Source organism: Bradyrhizobium sp. I71 (assembly GCF_022354745.1).
GTDB classification, from domain to species: domain Bacteria; phylum Pseudomonadota; class Alphaproteobacteria; order Rhizobiales; family Xanthobacteraceae; genus Bradyrhizobium; species Bradyrhizobium liaoningense.
Map to the genome: position 1 here is coordinate 2,029,539 of NZ_CP059398.1, position 22,405 is coordinate 2,051,943.

The window sequence follows — 22,405 nt, forward strand, 5'->3', positions numbered from 1 at the left end:
GATGGCCGGGCCGCGGAACATCAGCGTCAGCGAGGCAAGCCGCCCCGTGCTGCCGCGGCATGCCAAGCTGAAATATGACGAGACCCGAAAGGTCTGGGTGATCCTGGCGCCGGAGCGGGTGCTGGCGCCCGACGAGATCGCGGTCGAGGTCCTGCAGCTCTGCGACGGCCAGCGCAGCGTCGGCGACGTCTCCGATCAGCTGGCGGCGAAATACGCAGCTCCCCGCGAGGCAATCCTGGCCGACGTCATCGCCATGCTGCAGGATCTCGCCGACAAGGGCTTTCTCACCGAGATCAGGGAGAAGACGTCATGAGCGACGTGACCATCCCACCCAGCGACAGCCTCGCGGTGCTGGAGAAGCAGCGCTCGACGGCGGAGACCTTCGGCATCCCGCTCGCGGTGCTGCTCGAAATCACCCATCGCTGCCCGCTGCAATGCCCCTATTGCTCCAACCCGGTCGAGCTCGACCGCTCGGCCAAGGAGCTGACCACCGGGGAATGGAAGAAGGTGCTGAGCGAGCTCGCCGAGATCGGCGTGCTCCAGGTGCATTTCTCCGGCGGCGAGCCGACCGCGCGCAAGGATCTCGTCGAGCTGGTGAAGCACGCCAGCGACGCCGGCCTCTACACCAACCTGATCACCTCGGCGGTGCTGCTGACGCGCGAGAAGCTCGGCGATCTCGCAGATGCCGGGCTCTGCCACGTGCAGATCTCTTTCCAGGGCATCGAAGAGGGCCTCGCCGACCGCGTCGCCGGCTACAGGGGCGGCCACCGCAAGAAGCTCGAAGTGGCGAAGTGGACGCGCGAGCTCGATCTGCCGCTCACCGTGAACGCGGTGATGCATCGGCAGAACCTGCATCAGCTCCCTGACATCGTCCAGATGGCGCTCGACCTCGACGCCGACCGGCTCGAGGTCGCCAATGTGCAATATTACGGCTGGGCGCTGAAGAACCGCGCCGCGCTGATGCCGACCGTGGCGCAGCTCGACGAGTGCACCCGCATCGTCGAGGAGGCACGCGAACGGCTGAAGGGCCGGCTGACGATCGACTACGTCGTGCCGGACTATTACGCGCTGCGGCCGAAGAAATGCATGGGCGGCTGGGGCCGGCAGTTCTTCAACATCTCGCCCGCCGGCAAGGTGCTGCCCTGCCACGCCGCCGAGAGCATCACCGGGCTCGACTTCGAATCCGTGCGCTCCAACCATTCGATCGCCTGGATCTGGCAGAACTCGGAGGCCTTCAACCGCTATCGCGGCACCGGCTGGATGAAGGAGCCGTGCAAGTCTTGCGAATTCCGCGAGATCGATTTCGGCGGCTGCCGCTGCCAGGCCTTTGCGCTGACGGGCGATGCGGCCAATACGGATCCGGCCTGCGCGCTGTCGCCGCTGCACGAGACGATCTTCAAGCAGGCCGAGCGCGAGGCCGAGGGCGAGACCAACCGCTTCCTCTATCGCAATTTCGCCGGCGGCACTCTGGAATCCGAGAATGATGCCTGACGCCGATGCGGCCAGCGCGGTCAAACGCGCTGATCCCTTTGCGCCGCTGACCTCCGAGATGCTCGATGTCGGCGACGGCCACGAGCTCCATGTCGAGAGCGTCGGCCGCGCTGCCGGAATCCCTGCGGTCTATCTGCACGGCGGGCCGGGCAGCGGCTGCCAGCCCGACCATCGCCGACTGTTCGACCCTGATCGTTTCTGCGCCGTATTGTTCGACCAGCGCGGCTGTGGCCGCAGCCGGCCCAAGGGATCGCGCGCGCACAACACCACGGCGCATCTGGTTGCGGACATGGAGAAGATCCGCGAGAAATTCGGCTTCACACGCTGGATGGTGGTCGGCGGCTCCTGGGGCGCGACGCTGGCGCTGGCCTACGCCGAGGCGCATCCGGAGCGCGTCTCCGGCATTGCGCTGCGCGCAACCTTCCTCGGCACGCGCGCCGAGGTCGAGGCGGCCTTCACCTCGCGCCTGTCGCAGTTCTATCCCGCGCTCTACGAGGATTTCCTGAGCGTGCTGACGCCCGAGGAACGCGAGCAACCGGTGGGCGCCTATTGGCGCCGTATCCTCGATACCGATCCTGCCGTGCACGGTCCCGCGGCGCGGGCCTGGCACGACGTTGAACGCACCCTGTCCGAGCACAAGCCGGCGCGGACCCGGCTGGACCTCGCCGCGCTGAACGTCTGGCGCACACTGCCGGCGACGCCTTTCATGGAGGCGCATTATTTCGTCAACGACAGCTTCATGAGCGAAGACCAGCTGTTGCGAGACGCGCATCGGCTCGCCGGCATTCCCGGCATCATCGTACAGGGCCGCTATGACCTGCTGTGTCCTCCCGGGACATCCCAGGCGCTCGCGAAAGTTTGGCCGGGTTCCGAGATTCGCGTCGTAGAAGAGGCCGGACATTCGCTCTATGATGGCGGCGTGAGGGATGCCGTCATGAAGTCGATTGCGGACCTCGCGTCGAAGATCGGGCATTAGGGTCTATCTCCTCATCCTGAGGAGCGCTCGGAGAGCGCGTCTCGAAGGATGAAAGGCCGAGATGCAGCAGCGGGGCCTGCATGGTTCGAGACGGCGCTTACGCGCCTCCTCACCATGAGGGTCTGGGTTCGCATGGGAAGGACAACAAGAAAATGCCGCTCGCCGCGAAAGGCATGCTGCTGACGTCGATGAATATCGACGCAGCCGACGAGGCCGATTTCAACCGCTGGTACGATCGCGAGCATCTGGAAGAGCGCGTCGCGATCGAGGGGTTCGTCGAAGCGCGGCGCTATGTCGCGCATGCCGCCAGTCCCAAATATCTCAGCCTGTATTCGACCGCGACGCTCGACGTGCTCGACAGCCCCGCCTACCGGGCGCGGCTCGCGAACCCGACCGACTGGTCGCGGCAGACCATGGCGCGCTTCAAGGACATGCTGCGCGTCGTCGCGCGCATCACCATCAGCAACGGCACCGGACGAGGCGCAGCGCTCGGCCTGGTGCGGCTGCGGCCGACGCCCGACAATGCCACGTCCTGGCGTGATGCGCTGCAAGAGAAGCTGGCGCCGGACAAGTGCGACGGCATCATCTCGATGCATCTGCTCGAAAGCGAGCCCGAATTGTCGGGTGCAACGGCAGGAATTCCGGCGACGAGTAACGAAGGCGCGCGCGACTGGTTCGTGCTGATCGACGGCACGCATGTCGGCGCAGTCTCGGCCGTGATCGCCGAGCGCTTCACCGGTCCCGCTGCTGCGCCCCTCCCGCTTCCGATCTCGGTCGGCACCTACTGCCTGATGTGGGACCTCGCGAAGAGCGATATCGCCCGCGGCTGAGGCAGTCATCCGCAACGCAATATATTGCACCGCACATGCTGCGCGCGGGCGTTAATGCTCTGCGCGCGCAGCTCCCATGAAAGGCGATGATCGCGCAACTTTGCCGTTGTACTTCGGAACGGTTCTAATAAGCTAACCCAATGACGTCATTCAGAAACCAGATCGAGACGCGTTAAGCGTCCGCCAAGCTCAAACAAAAAAGGCCGCGGGGTCTTTGAGCCTGCGCGGACAGGGTAGGAATGAAACCGACCGATATCGCGGCCCCCGACTACTTTCACAAAGTGGTCGATTGCCAATGGGCCTGTCCTGCGCACACCCCCGTTCCCGAATACATCCGACTGATCGCACAAGGCCGCTACAGCGACGCCTACATGATCAATTGGAAGTCGAACGTGTTTCCCGGAATCCTGGGACGCACCTGCGACCGTCCCTGCGAGCCGGCATGCCGGCGCGGACGCGTCGAGGAAACCCCTGTGGCGATCTGCCGCCTCAAGCGGGTCGCCGCGGACTTCAAGGACGACATCAGGCAGCGCCTGCCGCGGCCCGCGCCGAAGAACGGCAAGCGCGTCGCGCTGGTCGGCGGCGGTCCCGCTTCGCTGACGGTGGCGCGCGATCTCGTACCGCTCGGCTATCATTGCACGGTGTTCGATGCCGATCCGGAAGCCGGCGGCATGATGCGCACGCAGATCCCGAAATTCCGCCTGCCCAACTCCGTGATTGACGAGGAGACCGGCTACATCCTGGGTCTCGGCGTCGACTTCAAGGGCGGCCACCGCATCGACAGCATGAAGGCGCTGCTCGCGGAGAAGTACGACGCCATCTTCGTGGGCTCCGGCGCACCGCGCGGCCGCGAGCTCGACATTCCCGGGCGCAAGGAAGCCGCCGGCAACATCCATATCGGCATCGAATGGCTGGCCAACGTGTCGTTCGGCCATGTCGACAAGATCGGCAAGCGCGTGATCGTGCTCGGCGGCGGCAACACCGCGATGGATTGCTGCCGAACCGCGCGCCGCCTCGGCGGCGAGAAAGTCACGGTGATCGTGCGCTCCGGCTTCGAGGAGATGAAGGCCTCGCCGTGGGAGAAGGAGGACGCGATCCACGAGGATATTCCGATCCTCAACTACATGGTGCCGGTGGCATTCAAGCAGGTCGCCGGCAAGCTCATCGGCGTCACCTTCCAGCACGTCAAAGCCGAATATGACGCCAAAGGCCGCCGTAACCTCGTGCCTTCGGGCGACCCCGATCAGACCATTCCCTGCGACGACGTGCTGGTCGCGGTCGGCCAGGAGAACGCCTTCCCCTGGATCGAGCAGGATTGCGGCATCGAGTTCGACAAATGGCACATGCCGAAAGTCGATCCGAACACCTTCGTCTCGACCAACCCGAAGGTGTTCTTCGGCGGCGATGCCGCGTTCGGCCCGAAGAACATCATCTGGGCGGTCGCGCACGGCCATGACGCCGCGCTGTCGATCCACAAGATGCTTTCGGGTGAGGATATCAGCGAGCGGCCGCTGCCGGAGGTGCATGTCTCCTCGCAGAAGATGGGCATCCACGAATGGAGCTATGACAACGACATCTCCGTCGACAAGCGCTACAAGGTGCCGCATCGCGACAAGGTCGTCGCGCTCAAGGACATCCGCGCCGAGGTCGAGCTCGGCTACGACGTCAAGCTCGCGCTCGGCGAAGCGCATCGCTGCCTGAACTGCGACGTACAGACGGTGTTCTCCACCTCGCTCTGCATCGAGTGCGATGCCTGCGTCGACATCTGCCCGATGGATTGCATCACCTTTACGGGCAACGGCGAGGAAAGCGACCTGCGCCAGCGCCTGAAGGCGCCTTCACTCCATCCGGACCAGGACCTCTACGTCTCCAGCGACCTCAAGACCGGGCGGGTGATGGTCAAGGACGAGGACGTCTGCCTGCATTGCGGGCTATGTGCCGAGCGCTGTCCCACCGGCGCCTGGGACATGCAGAAATATTTGATCGAGATGACCTACGCAGGTTCGACATGTCCGACAAAAAGCCGATCAGCAGCGTAAACGACTTCGTCGTCCGCTTCGCCAACGTCAACGGCTCGGGCTCGGCCAGCGCCAACGAGATGTTCGCCCGCGCGATCCTGCGCCATGGCGTGCCGGTGTCCCCGCGCAACATCTTCCCCTCCAACATCCAGGGCCTGCCGACCTGGTACGAGGTGCGGGTGACGGAAGCCGGCCATCTCGGCGCCCGCGGCGGCGTCGACATGATGGTGGCGATGAACCCGCAGACCTGGGACAAGGACGTCGCCGGCATCGAGCCCGGCGGCTATCTGTTCTACGATTCCACCAAGCCGATGCCGTCGACCAAATTCCGCGACGACATCACCGTGATCGGTGTGCCGCTGACCGCGATCACCAATTCGACCTACACCGATCCGCGCCAGCGCCAGCTGTTCAAGAACATCATCTATCTGGGCAGCCTCAGTGCGCTGCTCGACATGGACCCGAAGCTGATCGAGCAGCTGATCGGCGAGCAGTACAAGGGCAAGGAGAAGCTGCTCTCCTCCAACGTCCACGCGCTGCATCTCGGCCGCGACTGGGCGCTGCAGAACCTGAAATGCCCGATCGGGCTTCGCGTGAAGAAATCCGACAAGGTCGGCGACCGCATCTTCATCGAAGGCAACAGCGCCGCCGCGCTCGGCGCGGTCTATGGCGGCGCGACCGTGTGCGCCTGGTACCCGATCACGCCGTCCTCGTCGGTGGCGGAGGCTTTCACCGCCCACTGCAAGAAGTACCGGCACGATCCGGAGACGGGCAAGGCGAAATACGCCATCGTGCAGGGCGAGGACGAGCTGGCTTCCATCGGCATCGTCATTGGCGCGTCCTGGAACGGCGCCCGCGCCTTCACCGCGACCTCGGGCCCCGGCATCTCGCTGATGACCGAGTTCATCGGCCTCTCCTATTTCGCCGAGATCCCGGCCGTGATCATGAACATCCAGCGTGCCGGCCCCTCCACGGGCATGCCGACCCGCACCCAGCAATGCGACATCATCGCCTGCGCCTATGCCTCGCACGGCGACACCAAGCATGTGCTGCTGTTCCCGGAAGATCCCGCCGAGGCGTTCGAGTTCGCGGCGGCCGCCTTCGATCTCGCCGAACGGCTCCAGACCACGATCTTCCTGATGCTCGATCTCGACATCGGCATGAACCACCGGCTCTGCCGTCCGCTGAAATGGGACGACGCCCGGCAATACGACCGCGGCAAGATCATGACCGCGCAGATGCTGGAAGAGGGCCGCGACTTCGGCCGCTATCTCGACGTCGACGGCGACGGCATTCCCTACCGCACCTATCCCGGCACCCATCCGACCAAGGGCTCCTACTTCACCCGCGGCACCTCGCGTGATCGCTATGCGCGTTACTCCGAGGAAGGTACGGTCTACGCCGACAACATGCAGCGCCTGGTGCGCAAGTTCGAGACTGCGCAGGATCTGGTGCCGCGGCCGCTGCAGGCCAATGCGGAACGACCGACCAAATATGGCGTGATCTATTTCGGCTCGACCTCGCCGGCGATGGACGAGGCGATCGGATTGCTCGAGGCCCGCGGGCATCAGCTCGACCGCCTGCGCATCCGCGCCTTCCCGTTCCACTCAAGCGTCGCGAGCTTTCTCGCCGAGCACGACTTCGTCTACGTGGTCGAGCAGAACCGCGACAGCCAGCTCCGCCAGCTGATCGTCAACGAGAACGGCATCGATCCCGTCCGCCTCGTGCCGATCGTGCATTACGACGGCTCTCCGATCACCGCCCGCTTCATCGCAAAAGCCATTGGCGACCACCAGGATCACCTCAAGGTGACCCCGCTCCGCAAGGCCGTGTCATGACACGCGATTCTCTCTCTCCGCCGTCATGCCCGCGCTTGTCGCGGGCATCCACGCCTTTCTTCTCTCCCGCCAGGACGTGGATGGCCGGGACAAGCCCGGCCATGACGAGGCTGGGACTACGGGTGCTCGCATGACCTACATCGCAAAGCCGAAATTCCATCATCCGGGCCTGAAGAAGAACGAGCTCGGCTACACGCATCGCGACTACGAGGGCAAGATCTCGACGCTGTGCGCCGGCTGCGGCCACGATTCGATCACGGCCTCGATCATCGAAGCCTGCTACGAGCTCTCGATCGAGCCGCACCGGGTGGCAAAGATCTCCGGCATCGGCTGCTCGTCGAAGACGCCGGACTATTTCCTCGGCAATTCGCACGGCTTCAACTCCGTGCACGGCCGTATGCCCAGCGTGCTCACGGGCGCCAACCTCGCCAACCGCGACCTGATCTATCTCGGCGTCTCCGGCGACGGCGATTCCGCCTCGATCGGTTTCGGCCAGTTCGCGCATTCGATCCGGCGCGCCGTCAACATGACCTATATCGTCGAGAACAACGGCGTCTACGGCCTGACCAAGGGCCAGTTCTCGGCGACCGCCGACCGCGGCTCGAAGAGCAAGAAGGGCGTCACCAATACCGACAACGCCATCGACCTCGTCGCCATCGCCCTGCAGCTCGGCGCCACCTTCGTCGCCCGCTCGTTCTCGGGCGACAAGACCCAGCTGGTGCCGCTGATCGCAGCCGCGATCCGCCACAAGGGCGCGTCCTTCATCGACGTCATCAGCCCCTGCATCGCCTTCAACAATCACGCCGGCTCGACCAAGAGCTTCGACTATGTCCGGGAGCACAACGACGCGGTGAACCGGCTCGACGTGCTGGTCGGCCGCGATCCGATCGCCGTCGATTACGCGCCGGGCACGGTGCAGGTGGTCGAGCAGCACGACGGCAGCAGGATTGCGCTGCGCAAGATCGATGCCGACTACGATCCGCATGACCGCCTGGGGGCGATGACCTTCCTGCAGAAGCACGCCGCCAAGGGCCAGATCGTCACCGGCCTGCTCTATGTCGATCCCGACGCAGACGACATGCACGAGCATCTCAATACGGTCGAGACGCCGCTCAACAGCCTCGAGGCGGACTCGCTGTGCCCGGGCTCGGCGGTGCTGGACAAGTTCAACGCCAGCCTGCGGTGATCATCGGCGCCGGACCGAAACGGGCTGCCTGACTCGCACGGTGATCTTCTCGGACACGACAGGCGGCTCGAATGGATAGTGCTTCGCATCGCCGAGCACCAGCTGCAGCGTGTGCGTGCCGGGCGGAAGCTCGAGAAGAGTCTCGGTCTGCCCGGCTCCGAAATGCAGATGGGACTTGTCCTGCGGGATCGGTTCCTTGGGATCGATGGGAGCGTTGACGTCGACCAGCAAATGATGATGACCGGCGTTCTGGTAGTCGTCGCCGGCATGCGTCACGCCCATGTTGCGCAGGCCGAACCGGACCCAGAACCCACCACGGATCTTCTGCCCGTCCTGCGGCGTGATGAAATAGAGCTTCGCGTCCTTGGGAGCGGTCTTGCCCTGAGAGTAAGCCGTGCCCGGCAGCAATGCGAGCGCCGCCGCCAGCGCGGCGCAGCAAATGATCTTCATCAAACCTACTCCAGCTCAAAAACCGCGATGCGACCAGGAAGAATCGTCATCGCGCCTTGGGTTATTGTTTGAGCATGATCCTTTCGGAAAACCGCTGCACGCTTTTCCGGATCATGCGTCAGGGACTGAGCGCGATCCGGAATCCATGCGTGGGATAACGGACATTGGTATCGTAGCCATCGCGGTTGGACGGCCGCACGTATCTCGAATCGTTCTTCCAGGAGCCCGAGCGCAGGACGTGCGATGAGCAGTCGCCGCTCGTCCATGCCGAACCGTCGACCGGCGCACCCTGATAGTTCTTGTGCCAGCAGTCCTCGACCCACTGGTCGATGCCACCGCCCATGTCGTGGAGCCCGAATGGATTGGGCTTGAAGCTGCCGACCTTCGCCGGCTGCTCGGCGGCGAGGTCGCCGCAGTCCTTGCATCCGGCCATGCCCGGCTGGAGCTTGTCGCCCCACCAATACTTGGTTTGCGTTCCGCCGCGGGCCGCATATTCCCATTCGGCCTCGCTTGGGAGCCGATACTGCTTCTTCGTCGCCTGCGACAGAAAGGCGGCATATTGCTGCGCGTCGGTCCAGCTCACGTTGCTGACCGGCGCATCGTCCTTGCCGGTCGCGGTGAAACCGCACGCGCCCGCAGCCGCGCATTCGTTCCACTCCCGCACCGTCACCGGATATTTTCCGATCGAGAACGGCTTGACCGTGACCTGGTGGACGGGACGCTCGGTCGGATCATCATTGCTTCCCATCGCGAAACTGCCGCCGCGAATGGCGACCATTTCGGGCTCGCGCACCGGCGTCGCGGACGCGCTTGGCGCCGGCGCGGGCGATGAAGGCGCCGAAGCCAAGGAGGGAGATGGTTGCGGCGCCTGCGTCGCCGCTTCGCGCGGCGGAGCTTGCGGAGCGGGGGACGGCGCCGGAGAAGCGGCGGGCGTTGCGACCTGCTCGCCCACCCTGCCCTGAGGCTGTGCCAGCAAATACCAGAGTGCGCCGGCGGCAATGACGAGCAGCGTGACGCCGAGGAGAAAGATCAGCGTGTTCTCGCGCCGGCTTCTTGTCTTGCCGACGGCATCGGCATCCGGCAGCACCCGATAGACGCGCACGGGATCGGTGATGTTCTTGACCTTGCGGTCCCCGAGCGACTCATAGCCGCACACGACCTTGTGCTTGATCTGTTCGTAGATCGCGCCGGAGATGTAGACCTGCCCCGGTTCCGCGATGCCCTCGATACGCGTGGCGATGTTGACGCCGTCACCATAGATGTCGTCCGGCTCCACGATGACATCGCCGAGATTGACGCCAATCCGATATTCGAGCCGGGAATGCTTGGGAAGCGAGGCGTTGCGGCCGATGAGATTCTGCTGGATGACGATGCTGCATCGAACGGCCTCCACGGGGCTGTCGAAGATGGCGATGAAGCCGTCGCCGGTCGTCTTCACCAGGCTTCCATGGTGCTCGATGATGCTGGGCTGGATGAGATCCCGCTCGATCCGCTTGACGCGAACATGCGTGCCTTCCTCGTCGGCCTGCATCAACCGACTGTAGGAAGCGATGTCACCGACGATGATCGCGGCGAGTCGACGAGGCACTCCGCTGTGCGACGGCGGCTCATCCTGACTTCCGGATCTGAAGTTGCGAATTTCGCCCATGCGGGGGGACTCCAGAAACTGCGAGGCAGCCCCAGCTTACGACAGCCAAAGGCGGCCGTCTGTGAAGGCTATCACATTGACGAACCGAGACAATGTCGCAGCGATCGCCGGCGTCGGGTTCCGTCGGACCAAGGCGCTGCATCCATTGAACCTTCTTGATCGCAGCAATGACTAAGGCCCGGCCGGTGCCTGCCGGCCCGTGGCCCCTGCTCGCGGCTACACGCGCGACGTGCGAACGTTGAACGCGGTGCATCTGCCGGGCGTCTAACGGACAGCGATTCTATTGTGCTGCGATAAGGTCGTCACATGAAGCTCTTCCTCATTGCTGCCCTGGCTTTCGCCGCCCTGACCGGCGTCGCCCACGCCGATGAGGCCGACAAGGTCCGGGAGACCACAAAGGCCGAAGCCGACGCCTTCAATGCGCGGCTCCATGCGGGGACGCCCGGCGTCAAGTCCTATGCCTGCTTCGTCCGTCGCTACGATGCCGAGCATCTGGCGCGGCACCCCAAGCAGAAGGTGGCTTCCATGAAGCTGCTGATCTCGGCGGAAACCGACAAGGAGGACAAGCAGCTGCGCAATTCCTTCCGTCTGGGTTTTCGCTATCGCCATCGCTCCGGCGATTTCGACTCCAGCGGCTCGTGCGGCAGCCACGCGGTGCTTCTCAGCCAGGGGGACGAGGTCCGCCTGGGCTGCGGCGTGGACTGCGAAGGCGGCGGCATCGAAGTGGCTCTGTCCAAGGACAACAAGTCCGCGATCGTCCGCCTCGAGCGGATCAGGGTCTGGCAGAACAACAAGCCAGACGACGACGCCGAGCAATCGCTGGTCGCCGGCGCCGACGACAAGATTTTCCGTCTCGACCGCACCGACAACAGCGAGTGCGCCTCGCTCGTGACCGACCGCAAGGAGCTCGCCGCACTGCGCCACAAGTGATATCTGTCGCGCGAGCTCAGTGCAGCCGAAGGAGATCGCCATGAACCGACGGAACATCTTGTGGAGCGCCGTCTCGGCCCTGGGCGCGGCGCTGGGCGCCTCCAGCGCGAAAGCTGCGACGGAAGCCGGCACGGGCAACAAGCTGAAGGTCGTCTATCATCTCAACGATGCCGAGAAGGTCAGTTTCGTGCTCGGCAACATCCAGAACCACATCGATGGCGTCGGTGGTCCCGAGCACGTGACCCTCGCGCTGGTGATCCACGGGCCGGCGCTGAAGGCGTTTCACGCCGCCCAGGCCAATCCCGATGTCAGCAAGCGTGTCGGCGCGTTCTCCAAGGACGGCGTCGAGCTCGCCGCCTGCGGCAACACCATGAAGGCGCAGAACGTGACGCTGAAGGAGCTGCTTCCTGGCTTCGTCAGCGCGGAGAACGGCGGCGTGGTCCGCCTCGCCGAATTGCAGTCGCAGGGATATTTGTATCTGCGGCCGTAAAGTCACTGCACTTGCCACGAGAGAGGTGCGCTCCCTCCCCCGCCTGCGGGGGAAGGTTGGAGAGAGGGTGTCTCCGGCAATGGGACAGTCCCCTAGAAGAAAGAGCCCTCACCCGGCGCACGGGACGATGCTGCGCATCGCCCGGCGCGCCGACCTCTCCCGCAAGCAAGCGGGAGAGGTAAGAGGAGCCCGCGGATGCCTTTCGCTTCAAAACTACAGGCGCCGCCAGTCCCACTTGACTTACCCATAACTCCGCGGTTATGAATTAAATCATAACCTACGAGTTATGGATCCTGCATGTCTGCCACCCCCGACCTCCTGTTCCGGACGCTCGCCGATCCGACCCGGCGGGCGATCTTCGAGCGGCTGTGCCGCGAGGGGGAGCAAACCGTCGGGGCCCTGACGGCGCGATCCGGCGTGTCGCAGCCGGCCGTGTCGAAACATCTCGGCGCCTTGAAGCAGGCCGGCCTGGTGCGCGACCGCCACGAGGGACGCCAGACCCATTACAGCGCGCGGCCCGGTGCGCTCAATCCGCTGATCGACTGGACCGGCCAGATGGCCGGCTTCTGGCAGAACCGGCTCGACGCGCTCGACGATCTCCTGAAGAGGATGGACCAATGACCGACACCGCGACCGAGAAGCGTTCAGTCGTCATCGAGCGCGAATTTGCCTATCCGGCTGAACGGATCTGGCGCGCGCTGACGCAGCCGCATCTAATCGAGGAATGGCTGATGAAGAACGACTTCAAGCCGACCGTCGGTCATCGCTTCAACCTGCGCGGCGAATGGGGCGGCGTGCTGGACTGCGAGGTGCTCACCATCGAGCCCCAGAAGACGCTCGCCTACACCTGGAATTTCACCCATGAGGACGCCGCGTTCGACCTGAAGAGCGTTGTGACCTTCACGCTGACGCCGACGAACACCGGCACGCATTTGCGCGTCGAGCAGGCGGGCTTCAGCCCGACGCAGAAGCAGGCTTTCGGCGGCGCGCATGCCGGCTGGAAGCAGTTCTTGGCCAGGCTGGACGACGTGCTGGCGCGGGCAGGCTAGCTCCGCCGGCGTCAGTTCCAATCGGTTGCAAGGGAGGACCCAATGAGCACGCATATGTGGATTCGGCAGATTCATCGCTGGCTGTCGATGGCCTTCACGCTCGCGGTCATCGCCAACATCGTCGCGATGATCATGCAGGTCCAGGCCGTGTGGATCGGCTTCCTCGCGTTCGTGCCGCTGATCCCGCTGCTTGCGACCGGGCTCTATCTGTTCGCGCTGCCCTATGTCCGCCGCGGCACCCGCGTGAACGAGGCGCGATGATGAAGACGGCGAAGAAGACTGGCGCGAAGGACGCGAATGCTGCATCGCCTTCCAGGATGATCGACGGCCGGATCAAGGAGCTCGGCGACTGGCGCGGCGAGATGCTGGGGCGAATCCGCGGCCTGATCAGGGAGGCCGACCCTGATGTGGTCGAAGAGTGGAAATGGCGCGGCGTTCCCGTGTGGGAGCACGACGGCATCATCTGCACCGGCGAGACCTACAAGGAAGTGGTGAAGATGACCTTTGCCAAGGGCGCGGCGCTGGAGGATCCGTCAGGCCTGTTCAACTCCAGCCTCGATGGAAATGTGCGCCGCGCGATCGATATTCGCGAAGGCGAGACCATCAACGAGAAGGCATTGAAGGCGCTGATCCGCGCCGCGGTGAAGCTGAATACGTCGAAGAAGAAGCCGAGCAGGAAGCAACCGGCGTAGAGCGCAATAGGTTGACGTTGATCGCTCTTGGCAGCCGCGGGCGGGCCTTAGCCTCTCCCGCTTGCTTGCGGGAGAGGTCGGCGCGTAGCGCCGGGAGAGGGTTCTCTCCTCTGGGGGAGTCCCACTGCGGAAATACCCTCTCCCCAGCCCTCCCCCGCAAGCGGGGGAGGGAGCGCACCTTTCATCGGAGCGCGAGCTGAAGCTCAATCATCAAGTGCCCGCAGAGCCAGCCGCCTCAGGCCACCGCCGCGGGAATCGGACGCGGGCTCACGACGTATTCGCGCAGGACCTTGTCGTTGGCATCGACCTCGATCAGCGCGACGTCGTAGGTCCAGAGATCGGCAAGGTGCTGGAGCACGCGCTTGGCGTCAGTCTCGTTGAGCTGGGAGCCCTTGATGACGTGGTGATGCAGGATCAGTCGGCGGTCGCCGGACAGATCGACGTCGACCACCTCGATGTTGGCGTCGATGAAGCCGACATCGTGCTGCCGCGCCAGCTCGCGGCGGACGCGGCGGAAACCGCGCTCGTCATGGATGGCATCGACGCGGATGCCGGCGCGCTCCTCGGGATCGTCGTGCAGATGGAACATGCGGAAGTGCCGCATCAATTTGGGACTCAGGAACTGGCCGATGAAGCTCTCGTCGCGGTAATTGGCCCAGACGTCGCGCAGCACGCCCATGACGTCGCCCTTTCCGGCGATGTCCGGGAACCATTCGCGGTCCTCGTCTTCCGGCCTGGTGACGATGCGCTCGATGTCCTGCATCACGGCAAAACCGAGCGCATAGGGGTTGAAGCCCGAGAAGCGCGGGTCGTCGAACTCGGGCTGGAACACCACGTTGGTGTGCGATCCCAGGAATTCGAGGAAGTTGCCGTCGGTGATGCGGCCCTGCTCGTGCAGCCTGGTCATGATGCGATAGTGGACGTAGGTCGCCGTCCCCTCGTTCATCACCTTGGTCTGGCTCTGCGGATAGAAATATTGCGCGATGTGGCGGACGATGCGCAAGAGCTCGCGCTGCCAGGGCGCCAGCCGCGGCGCGCTCTTCTCCAGGAAATAGAGCAGGTTCTCCTGCGGCAGGCCGAGCAGCTTGCGGCGACGCTCGATGCTGAGCGTCGACCGGCTCTTGGCGACGCCCTTGGGCACGGTGCGCCAGAGATCGTTGAAGACCTCCTCCTCATGCTGGCGGCGGCGCCCTGCCCGCTTCTCCTCGGCGCGCAGATCGAGCTTCTTCTTGCCGGGATAGCGGTCGATGCCGTGCGACATCAGCGCATGCGCGGCATCGAGCGTGCGCTCGACCTCGATGCGGCCGTAGCGATCCTCGCACTGCATGACGTAGTTCTTGGCGAAGTCGAGATAATCCAGGATGCCGTCGGCATCGGTCCACTGCTTGAACAGATAATTGTTCTTGAAGAAATGGTTGTGGCCGAAGGCCGCGTGCGCGATCACCAGCGTCTGCATCGTCGCCGTGTTCTCCTCCATCAGATAGGAGATGCAGGGCGAGGAGTTGATCACGATCTCATAGGCGAGCCCCATCAGGCCCTTGCGATAGGACGCCTCATGGAAGGCAAAGTGCTTGCCGAACGACCAGTGCTTGTAGAACAAGGGCATGCCGACCGAGGAATAGGCGTCCAGCATCTGCTCGGCCGTGATGACCTCGATCTGGTTCGGATAGACGTCGAGCCCGAGATCCTTCAGCGCCACCTCCTCGCAGGCATCGGTGATGCGCTGCAAGGTGTGGAAATCCCAATCGGCGCCTTCGAACAATCGTTCCGTCATGGAGCAGTCTTCTCCTGGGCAGTTTCGCGGCGCTGGAACAAGTCGTGGAACACCGGAAAGATCTCGCTGCGCTCCGAGACCTTGCGCATCGAGAGCGGTGCGCCGTTGTTGCGCAGGCGCTCGTAGAGGGTCCAAAGCGAGGAGTCGGAGAGATCGAAGGCGCTGCCGCCTGCTTCCCCGACCTCGAGATAGGCAAAGAACTGGCAGACCGGCAGGATCTTCTCGGTCAGCAGGAGCCCCGTGAGCTCGCCGTCGGAATAGGAATTGTCGCCGTCGGAGGCTTGCGCGGCGTAGATGTTCCAGTCCGACGGGTTGAAGCGCTCGCGCACGATCTCATGCATCGCCTGGAGCGCGCTGGAGACCAGCGTGCCGCCCGAAGCCGGGCCGTAGAAGAAGGTCTGCTCGTCCACCTCCTCGGCGCGGTCGGTGTGGCGGATAAAGACGATCTCGACATGCTTGTAGCGGCGCTTCAGAAACACGTAGAGCAGCATGTAGAAGCGCTTTGCCAGATCCTTCATGTGTTCGGACATCGAGCCGGAGACGTCCATCAGGCAGAACATCACGGCCTGCGCGACGGGCTTCGGCACCGTCTCGAAGCGCCGGTAGCGGATGTCGAGCGGATCGATGAAGGGAATGCGCTTGGACTTCGCCTTCAGCCTTTCCAGCTGAGCGACCAGCTCCGCGCGCTCGTCCTCGTCCGTGCATGCTTCGATCGCGGCTTCCAGCTCCTCGATCTCGTCCTTGCGGGGACGCTTGAGCGCGATGCGGCGCGCAAGCGCGAGCTTCACCGTCCGGCTCACCGAGATGTTGGCGGGCGAGCCCGACATGGTGTAGCCGGCGCGCTGGATGCCCTCGCTCTCGGTCTGCGCGATTTTGCGCTTGGCGAGATCCGGAAGCTCGAGGTCGTCGAGGAAGAGATCGACGAACTCGTCCCGGCTGAGCACGAAGCGGAAGGCGTCCTCGCTGTCGCCTTCGCCGGGACCGGAATCCTTGGCGCTGCCCTGGCCGGAGCGCTGCAGATAGTCGCCTTCGACGAACTTCTTGTTGCCGGGCAGGACCATGTCCCGCGTTCCGCCTTCACGGCGGAAGCGCGGCTCGTGCATCCCGTCGAGCGGAATCGTGACCTCACCACCCTCCAGGACGTCCTTGATGTCGCGTTCCTGCGAGGTCTTCTTGACGGCGCCCTGCACCAGGGACTTGGCCCGACGCAAGAACCGCTGACGGTTCTCAAGACTCTTGCCGCCTGGATTCAGGCGCCTGTCAATGATGTGGATGGGCACTTTTCCATTCGCCTCCCAGGCGCCTCAACCGGCCTGCTTCACGCGCATGTACCATTCGACGAGCCGGCGAACCTGACGCTCGGTGTAGCCGCGCTCCACCATGCGTGCCACGAACTCGCCGTGCTTCTTCTCCGTCTCGCCGTCCTTCTTCGACCCGAAGGAGATGACCGGAAGCAGGTCCTCGACCTGGGAGAATATCCGCTTTTCGATCACATCGCGAATCTTCTCATAGGAGGTCCAGGTCGGATTCTTGCCGCCGTTCTGGGCCCGCGACCGTAACGAGAATTTGACGACCTCGTTGCGGAAGTCCTTGGGGTTGGCGATCCCCGCCGGCTTCTCGATTTTCGTCAGCTCCTGGTTCAAAAGCTCGCGATCGAGCAGCTGGCCGGTGTCGGGATCCTTGAAGTCCTGGTCCTCGATCCAGGCGTCGGCATAGTCGACGTAGCGATCGAACAGGTTCTGGCCATAATCCGAGTAGGATTCGAGATAGGCCTTCTGGATCTCGTTACCGATGAACTCGGCATAACGCGGTGCCAGATCCGCCTTGATGAATTCGAGATAGCGCTTCTCGACCTCCTCGGGCAGCTGCTCGCGCTTGATGGACTGCTCGAGGGCGTACATCAGATGCACGGCGTCGGCGGCGACCTCCTGCGGATCGTGGTTGAAGGTCGCGGCCAGGATCTTGAAGGCGAAGCGGGTGGAGACGCCGTCCATGCCCTCATCGACGCCGGCGGCATCGCGATATTCCTGGACGCTGCGCGCCTTCGGATCGGATTCCTTCAGGCTTTCACCGTCATAGACCCGCATCTTGGCGTAGATCGTGGAGTTTTCATGCTTGCGCAGCCGCGACATCACCGAGAACCGCGCCAGCGTCTCCAGGGTCGAGGGTGCGCAGGGCGCAGCCGCGAGCTCCGAGCCCTGGATCAGCTTCTCGTAGATCTTCTGCTCCTCGGTGACGCGCAGGCAGTACGGCACCTTGATGACGCAGATGCGGTCGATGAAGGCTTCGTTGTTCTTGTTGGCCTTGAAGCTCGCCCACTCCGCTTCGTTGGAGTGCGCCAGGATCACGCCGGTGAACGGGATCGCGCCGATGTTCTCGGTGCCGATGTAGTTGCCTTCCTGCGTTGCGGTCAGCAGCGGGTGCAGCATCTTGATCGGCGCCTTGAACATCTCGACGAACTCGAGCACGCCCTGGTTGGCGCGGTTGAGGCCGCCGGAATAGCTGTAGGCGTCGGGATCGTTCTGGGCGTAGGTCTCGAGCTTGCGGATGTCGACCTTGCCGACCAGCGAGGAGATGTCCTGGTTGTTCTCGTCACCGGGCTCGGTCTTGGCGATCGCGACCTGACGCAGCCGCGACGGCTGGATTTTTGCGACCCGGAACTGGGAAATGTCGCCGCCGAAGGCCTCGAGCCGCTTGTAGCACCACGGGCTCATCAGGCCGGTGAGTCGACGGCGCGGAATGCCGTACTTCTCTTCCAGCATCGGGCCGAGCTGATCGGGATCGAACAGGCTGAGCGGGCTTTCGAACACGGGCGAGAGTTCGTCGCCGGCCTTGAGCACGTAGATCGGATGCACTTCCATCAGCGACTTCAGCCGCTCGGCGAGCGAGGACTTGCCGCCGCCGACCGGGCCGAGCAGATAAAGGATCTGCTTGCGCTCCTCCAGGCCCTGCGCCGCATGACGGAAGAAACCGACGATGCGCTCGATCGTTTCCTCCATGCCGTAGAAGCCGGCGAAGGCCGGATAGGTGCGGATCGTGCGGTTCAAAAAAATACGGCCAAGGCGTGGGTCCTTGGCCGTGTCAATCGTCTGGGGCTCACCGATCGCCGCTAGCAGTCGTTCGGCCGCGTTCGCGTATTTCATGGGATCGCTTCGACACGATTCCAGATATTCCGCCATCGACATGTCGTGCTGGCTTCTCGCCTCGAACGACCGAGCGAAAGCGTTGAATAAAGAATCGTTGTACATGATCCCTCTCCGCGTGAGTTCCGCTACAAGCTGAAACGAAAGCAGTTACCGGACCGTTCCTCAGGCCGTTTCGAATCAGCGTGAGCACATGACGATCATTGGACACCCGGGTGCCAACTCGACGCAACGCACAACGTAGGCACTCTCTGAGTTACGAACAGGCACATGCCTGTAATTTGTGCGAATCTTTGTCTATATTGGCTCATTTCCAGAAAATGTCACTCGGTCGCAACATCCGGGCATTCCCGGGGATACGTCCATCCGGCAATGCAGCATAGCGATCCGGGCGCGGCGATCTTATGACACTTGTACGGCGAAGCCTTGTACGCCGAGCCTTGGGGACCGCGTTCATCTTCCTGCTGCAATGCAGTGCGCGGGCTGCTGGCAGCGTGACAGTCGCGGCAAGCGCGCAACAGTGTATCAAAATCGGTCGCCAGGCCCTCCGACCGGATGACGATGCGATCATCCCGCGGCTGCGGCATGCTTCAACCGAAATGTCGGCGCGATGCCGACATTGCCATCGTCGTCTCGTCGTCGCTGAGACCATCCCACCAGTCGATGGCAAGGCTTGCGCTGAGCAAGATCATGGCAAGGCCCGCCGCGACCAGCAGCCGCAGTCGCGTCGCGCATCGACTGGAATTTGAGATCACGCAATCCGTCGGCGCTGACCGCAGACGCACCCCATCGCTGGCTGTCGGCAACGGCCAGCGCCAAATCTTCATGACGGGGAACATGTGTTTTCAGCATGGCCCTTCGCGGCCACACGACATCACAACACCCGCCTGGATCGCCATGATCGCGACGGAGTTACACCGGAGGGTATGACGCACATACCCTTGATTGGTTCCCTCCCGGGAGCATGTAAGCTAGAGGATAGCGCGTCAGGACCGGCGCGGAAACCCCCTCGTCCGCAGGCTTGGAGAAAATAAGCATCATGAATCCCGTCAAAGAACTGGAAAAGCACGGACAAGCGGTCTGGCTGGACTTCCTGGCCCGTGGCTTCATCGCCAAGGGTGACCTGAAGCGGCTGATCGACACCGACGGCGTCAAGGGCGTCACCTCCAATCCATCGATCTTCGAGAAGGCGATCGGCAGCTCCGACGAATACGATGCTCCGATCGGCAAGGCGCTGAAGCGCGGCGACCGGAACGTGGCCGACCTGTTCGAGGCCGTCGCGGTCGAGGACATCCAGAACGCCGCCGATGTGCTCCGCCCGGTCTATGACCGCCTCAAGGGCGGCGACGGCTATGTCAGCCTGGAGGTCTCGCCCTATCTCGCGATGGACACCGCCGGCACGGTCGCCGAGGCGCGGCGGCTCTGGAAGGACGTCGGTCGCAAGAACCTGATGGTGAAGGTGCCGGCAACGCCGGAGGGCCTGCCGGCGATCGAGCAGCTGATCGGCGACGGCATCAGCATCAACATCACGCTGCTGTTCTCCAAGGCGGTATACCTCGAGGTGGCCGAAGCCTACATCGCCGGCCTCGAAAAATACGTCGCAGGCGGCGGTGACCCCTCGCATGTCGCGAGCGTGGCGAGCTTCTTCGTCAGCCGCATCGACTCGGTGGTCGACAAGCAGCTCGACGAGAAGATCGCGCGCGCCAACGATCCGTCCGAGAAGGAAAGGCTCGCCGCGCTCAAGGGCAAGGTCGCGATCGCCAATGCCAAGCTCGCCTATCAGGACTACAAGCGCCTGTTCTCGGGTCCCCGCTGGGAGAAGCTCGCCGCCAAGGGCGCCAAGCCGCAGCGCATGCTGTGGGCCTCCACCGGCACCAAGAACAAGGACTACAGCGACGTCCTCTATGTCGAGGAGCTGATCGGTCCCAACACCATCAACACCGTGCCGCCGGCGACGCTGGATGCGTTCCGCGACCATGGCAAGCCGCGCGACAGCCTGGAGGAGAACATCGAGGACGCAAGGCGCGTGCTGGAGGAGCTGGAGCGCTCCGGCATCTCGCTCGAGGCGATCACCGAGGAGCTGGTCAAGGACGGCGTCAAGCTGTTTGCGGATGCCGCCGACAAGCTCTACGGCGCCGTCGCGCACAAGCGCGCGGTCGTGCTCGGGCCCGCACTCGACCGCCAGCTTCTCTCGCTCGGCGACGGGCTGGGCAAAGCCGTGGCCAAGAGCACCGAGGACTGGCGGGCGTCCGCCAAGATCCGCAGGCTTTGGCAGCGCGACAAGTCGGTCTGGACCGGTGCGGACGAGGACAAGTGGCTGGGCTGGCTCGACAGCGCGGCCAAGGCCGACATTGCCGACTACGAGGACTATGCCGGCCGCGTGAAGGGCCAGAAATTCTCCGATGCCGTCGTGCTCGGCATGGGCGGATCGAGCCTGGGGCCCGAGGTGCTGGCCGAGACCTTTGGCAAGAAGCCCGGCTTCCCGAAACTGCATGTGCTGGATTCCACCGATCCGGCGCAGGTGCGGGCGATGGAGGCGAAGATCGACATCGCCAACACCGTGTTCATCGTCTCCAGCAAGTCCGGCGGCACCACAGAGCCGAACGCGATGAAGGACTATTTCCATGAGCGGGTTGCCAAGGCCGTCGGGCCGAAGGTGAAGACCGGCCATCGCTTCATCGCGGTCACCGATCCCGGCTCGTCGCTGGAGAAGGCGGCTAAGAAGCTGAGCTATGCCCGCATCTTCCATGGCGAGCCCTCGATCGGCGGCCGCTATTCGGTGCTATCGCCCTTCGGCCTCGTGCCGGCGGCGACCGCGGGCGTCGACGTCAAGACCTTCATCAAGCATGCGCTGGCGATGGCCCGCTCCTGCGGGCCGGACGTGCCGCCAGCTGAGAACCCGGGCGTGCAGCTTGGCCTCGCCATGGGCCTCGCAGGCCTCGAGGGCCGCGACAAGGTGACGATCCTGGCGTCGAAGAAGATCGCCGATTTCGGCGCCTGGGCCGAGCAGCTCATCGCGGAGTCCACCGGCAAGGAAGGCAAGGGCCTGATCCCGATCGAGGGTGAGCCGCTCGGCGATCCCAGCGTCTATGGCAACGACCGGTTCTTCATCGACATCCGTGTCGACGGCGAAGCGGACGCCGCCCATGACTCCAAGCTCGCCGCGATCGAGGCGGCGGGCCATCCCGTCGTGCGCATCGTCATGAAGTCGATCGAGCATCTCGGCCAGGAGTTCTTCCGCTTCGAGATGGCGACGGCGGTCGCCGGCGCGATCCTCGGCATCAATCCGTTCGACCAGCCGGACGTGGAAGCGGCCAAGATCAAGACCCGCGAGCTCACCGCCGCGTTCGAGAAGACCGGCGCGCTGCCGGAAGAGCAGCCGGTGGTCAGCACCGACGAGGCCGATCTCTACACCGACGAAGCCAACGCCACCGCACTGCGCGCCGCCGGCGCCAATGGCGACCTCACCTCCTGGCTGAAGGCGCATCTCTCCCGCTCGAACCATGGCGACTATGTCGCCCTGCTCGGCTATATCGCGCGTGACAAGGCGACGATCGACGCGCTCCAGGCCATGCGGCTCGAAGTGCGCGAGAAGCGGCACGTCGCGACCTGCGCCGAGTTCGGACCGCGCTTCCTGCACTCCACCGGACAGGCCTACAAGGGTGGCCCCGACAGCGGCGTGTTCCTCCAGATCACGGCGGACGATGCCAGGGATCTGCCGGTGCCGGGGCAGAAGGCCAGCTTTGGCGTCATCAAGGCGGCGCAGGCACGCGGCGATTTCGACGTGCTCACCGAACGCGGCCGGCGTGCGCTGCGTGTGCACCTGAAGGGCGGAGTCAAGAAAGGCCTCGCGGCGCTCAATGCGGCGCTCAACGACGCGCTGAACTAAG

General features: G+C 64.0%; 20 protein-coding genes. 14 read left to right on the forward strand and 6 right to left on the reverse strand.

What is annotated here, in order from left to right; translation table 11 throughout:
• Position 1: 1 nt before the first annotated feature.
• The 7 genes from pqqD (at position 2) to FJV43_RS10155 (ending at position 8,339) form a co-directional block, all read left to right on the forward strand.
• On the forward strand, positions 2–313 hold the full coding sequence (gene pqqD / locus FJV43_RS10125; protein ID WP_239626629.1) for a pyrroloquinoline quinone biosynthesis peptide chaperone PqqD: 312 nt from the start codon (positions 2–4) through the stop codon (positions 311–313).
• A complete protein-coding gene (gene pqqE / locus FJV43_RS10130; protein ID WP_239626631.1) occupies positions 310–1,491 on the forward strand; it encodes a pyrroloquinoline quinone biosynthesis protein PqqE in 1,182 nt (393 codons plus the stop codon). Before pqqD ends, pqqE begins: the two co-directional genes overlap by 4 nt.
• Positions 1,481–2,467: a prolyl aminopeptidase gene (gene pip, locus FJV43_RS10135; RefSeq protein ID WP_239626633.1), complete on the forward strand. Its 987-nt coding sequence runs from the start codon at positions 1,481–1,483 to the stop codon at positions 2,465–2,467. The genes pqqE and pip overlap by 11 nt, the downstream gene beginning before the upstream one ends.
• Before the next feature lie 152 nt (positions 2,468–2,619).
• Positions 2,620–3,297: a DUF4286 family protein gene (locus tag FJV43_RS10140; protein WP_239626635.1), complete on the forward strand. Its 678-nt coding sequence runs from the start codon at positions 2,620–2,622 to the stop codon at positions 3,295–3,297.
• A 239-nt stretch (positions 3,298–3,536) separates the two neighbouring features.
• Positions 3,537–5,336, forward strand: a complete 1,800-nt coding sequence (locus tag FJV43_RS10145) for an FAD-dependent oxidoreductase (RefSeq protein ID WP_239626637.1) — start codon at positions 3,537–3,539, stop codon at positions 5,334–5,336.
• Positions 5,306–7,153 (forward strand): 2-oxoacid:acceptor oxidoreductase subunit alpha, encoded by a 1,848-nt coding sequence (locus FJV43_RS10150; protein WP_239626638.1) that lies wholly within the window; start codon positions 5,306–5,308, stop codon positions 7,151–7,153. Before FJV43_RS10145 ends, FJV43_RS10150 begins: the two co-directional genes overlap by 31 nt.
• A gap of 130 nt (positions 7,154–7,283) precedes the next feature.
• Positions 7,284–8,339 (forward strand): 2-oxoacid:ferredoxin oxidoreductase subunit beta, encoded by a 1,056-nt coding sequence (locus FJV43_RS10155; protein WP_239626640.1) that lies wholly within the window; start codon positions 7,284–7,286, stop codon positions 8,337–8,339.
• Here FJV43_RS10155 and FJV43_RS10160 read toward each other — a convergent pair whose 3' ends face one another.
• Positions 8,340–8,789, reverse strand: a complete 450-nt coding sequence (locus FJV43_RS10160) for a DUF4399 domain-containing protein (RefSeq protein WP_239626642.1) — start codon at positions 8,787–8,789, stop codon at positions 8,340–8,342.
• 118 nt (positions 8,790–8,907) lie between these two features.
• The gene (locus tag FJV43_RS10165; RefSeq protein WP_239626644.1) at positions 8,908–10,437 is read right to left on the reverse strand and encodes an SUMF1/EgtB/PvdO family nonheme iron enzyme; all 1,530 of its coding nucleotides are present in this window, start codon (positions 10,435–10,437) and stop codon (positions 8,908–8,910) included.
• A 306-nt stretch (positions 10,438–10,743) separates the two neighbouring features.
• Here FJV43_RS10165 and FJV43_RS10170 point away from each other — a divergent pair, with 306 nt between their 5' ends.
• The 6 genes from FJV43_RS10170 (at position 10,744) to FJV43_RS10195 (ending at position 13,598) form a co-directional block, all read left to right on the forward strand.
• Positions 10,744–11,367: a hypothetical protein gene (locus tag FJV43_RS10170; protein WP_239626646.1), complete on the forward strand. Its 624-nt coding sequence runs from the start codon at positions 10,744–10,746 to the stop codon at positions 11,365–11,367.
• Between the two features lie 40 nt (positions 11,368–11,407).
• The gene (locus FJV43_RS10175) at positions 11,408–11,857 is read left to right on the forward strand and encodes a DsrE family protein (RefSeq protein ID WP_239626648.1); all 450 of its coding nucleotides are present in this window, start codon (positions 11,408–11,410) and stop codon (positions 11,855–11,857) included.
• A gap of 297 nt (positions 11,858–12,154) precedes the next feature.
• Positions 12,155–12,478, forward strand: coding sequence for a metalloregulator ArsR/SmtB family transcription factor (locus tag FJV43_RS10180; protein WP_239626667.1), 324 nt, complete (start codon positions 12,155–12,157; stop codon positions 12,476–12,478).
• Positions 12,475–12,906 (forward strand): SRPBCC domain-containing protein, encoded by a 432-nt coding sequence (locus FJV43_RS10185; RefSeq protein WP_239626669.1) that lies wholly within the window; start codon positions 12,475–12,477, stop codon positions 12,904–12,906. Before FJV43_RS10180 ends, FJV43_RS10185 begins: the two co-directional genes overlap by 4 nt.
• Before the next feature lie 42 nt (positions 12,907–12,948).
• On the forward strand, positions 12,949–13,167 hold the full coding sequence (locus FJV43_RS10190) for a hypothetical protein (protein ID WP_239626671.1): 219 nt from the start codon (positions 12,949–12,951) through the stop codon (positions 13,165–13,167).
• On the forward strand, positions 13,164–13,598 hold the full coding sequence (locus FJV43_RS10195) for a DUF1801 domain-containing protein (protein ID WP_239626673.1): 435 nt from the start codon (positions 13,164–13,166) through the stop codon (positions 13,596–13,598). The genes FJV43_RS10190 and FJV43_RS10195 overlap by 4 nt, the downstream gene beginning before the upstream one ends.
• Positions 13,599–13,833: 235 nt before the next feature.
• Here the strand turns inward: FJV43_RS10195 and FJV43_RS10200 are convergent, their stop codons facing one another.
• From FJV43_RS10200 to FJV43_RS10215, 4 genes are all read right to left on the reverse strand, one after another.
• On the reverse strand, positions 13,834–15,372 hold the full coding sequence (locus FJV43_RS10200) for a SpoVR family protein (RefSeq protein WP_239626675.1): 1,539 nt from the start codon (positions 15,370–15,372) through the stop codon (positions 13,834–13,836).
• Entirely contained in the window at positions 15,369–16,646 is a 1,278-nt protein-coding gene (locus tag FJV43_RS10205) for a YeaH/YhbH family protein (protein WP_239629379.1), read from the reverse strand. Before FJV43_RS10205 ends, FJV43_RS10200 begins: the two co-directional genes overlap by 4 nt.
• A 30-nt stretch (positions 16,647–16,676) precedes the next feature.
• A complete protein-coding gene (locus FJV43_RS10210; RefSeq protein WP_239626676.1) occupies positions 16,677–18,620 on the reverse strand; it encodes a PrkA family serine protein kinase in 1,944 nt (647 codons plus the stop codon).
• Positions 18,621–19,105: 485 nt separating this feature from the next.
• Positions 19,106–19,354: a hypothetical protein gene (locus FJV43_RS10215; protein ID WP_239626678.1), complete on the reverse strand. Its 249-nt coding sequence runs from the start codon at positions 19,352–19,354 to the stop codon at positions 19,106–19,108.
• Positions 19,355–19,554: 200 nt separating this feature from the next.
• Here FJV43_RS10215 and FJV43_RS10220 point away from each other — a divergent pair, with 200 nt between their 5' ends.
• The gene (locus FJV43_RS10220) at positions 19,555–22,404 is read left to right on the forward strand and encodes a bifunctional transaldolase/phosoglucose isomerase (RefSeq protein WP_239626680.1); all 2,850 of its coding nucleotides are present in this window, start codon (positions 19,555–19,557) and stop codon (positions 22,402–22,404) included.
• Position 22,405: the final 1 nt, after the last annotated feature.

What these genes read in the sequence shown, in the direction of transcription:
- pqqD (WP_239626629.1), top strand. Translation starts at nt 2, where the DNA reads ATGGCCGGGCCGCGGAACATCAGCGTCAGCGAGGCAAGCCGCCCCGTG.
- pqqE (WP_239626631.1), top strand. Translation starts at nt 310, where the DNA reads ATGAGCGACGTGACCATCCCACCCAGCGACAGCCTCGCGGTGCTGGAG.
- pip (WP_239626633.1), top strand. Translation starts at nt 1,481, where the DNA reads ATGATGCCTGACGCCGATGCGGCCAGCGCGGTCAAACGCGCTGATCCC.
- FJV43_RS10140 (WP_239626635.1), top strand. Translation starts at nt 2,620, where the DNA reads ATGCCGCTCGCCGCGAAAGGCATGCTGCTGACGTCGATGAATATCGAC.
- FJV43_RS10145 (WP_239626637.1), top strand. Translation starts at nt 3,537, where the DNA reads ATGAAACCGACCGATATCGCGGCCCCCGACTACTTTCACAAAGTGGTC.
- FJV43_RS10150 (WP_239626638.1), top strand. Translation starts at nt 5,306, where the DNA reads ATGTCCGACAAAAAGCCGATCAGCAGCGTAAACGACTTCGTCGTCCGC.
- FJV43_RS10155 (WP_239626640.1), top strand. Translation starts at nt 7,284, where the DNA reads ATGACCTACATCGCAAAGCCGAAATTCCATCATCCGGGCCTGAAGAAG.
- FJV43_RS10160 (WP_239626642.1), bottom strand. Translation starts at nt 8,789, where the DNA reads ATGAAGATCATTTGCTGCGCCGCGCTGGCGGCGGCGCTCGCATTGCTG.
- FJV43_RS10165 (WP_239626644.1), bottom strand. Translation starts at nt 10,437, where the DNA reads ATGGGCGAAATTCGCAACTTCAGATCCGGAAGTCAGGATGAGCCGCCG.
- FJV43_RS10170 (WP_239626646.1), top strand. Translation starts at nt 10,744, where the DNA reads ATGAAGCTCTTCCTCATTGCTGCCCTGGCTTTCGCCGCCCTGACCGGC.
- FJV43_RS10175 (WP_239626648.1), top strand. Translation starts at nt 11,408, where the DNA reads ATGAACCGACGGAACATCTTGTGGAGCGCCGTCTCGGCCCTGGGCGCG.
- FJV43_RS10180 (WP_239626667.1), top strand. Translation starts at nt 12,155, where the DNA reads ATGTCTGCCACCCCCGACCTCCTGTTCCGGACGCTCGCCGATCCGACC.
- FJV43_RS10185 (WP_239626669.1), top strand. Translation starts at nt 12,475, where the DNA reads ATGACCGACACCGCGACCGAGAAGCGTTCAGTCGTCATCGAGCGCGAA.
- FJV43_RS10190 (WP_239626671.1), top strand. Translation starts at nt 12,949, where the DNA reads ATGAGCACGCATATGTGGATTCGGCAGATTCATCGCTGGCTGTCGATG.
- FJV43_RS10195 (WP_239626673.1), top strand. Translation starts at nt 13,164, where the DNA reads ATGATGAAGACGGCGAAGAAGACTGGCGCGAAGGACGCGAATGCTGCA.
- FJV43_RS10200 (WP_239626675.1), bottom strand. Translation starts at nt 15,372, where the DNA reads ATGACGGAACGATTGTTCGAAGGCGCCGATTGGGATTTCCACACCTTG.
- FJV43_RS10210 (WP_239626676.1), bottom strand. Translation starts at nt 18,620, where the DNA reads ATGTACAACGATTCTTTATTCAACGCTTTCGCTCGGTCGTTCGAGGCG.
- FJV43_RS10215 (WP_239626678.1), bottom strand. Translation starts at nt 19,354, where the DNA reads ATGTTCCCCGTCATGAAGATTTGGCGCTGGCCGTTGCCGACAGCCAGC.
- FJV43_RS10220 (WP_239626680.1), top strand. Translation starts at nt 19,555, where the DNA reads ATGAATCCCGTCAAAGAACTGGAAAAGCACGGACAAGCGGTCTGGCTG.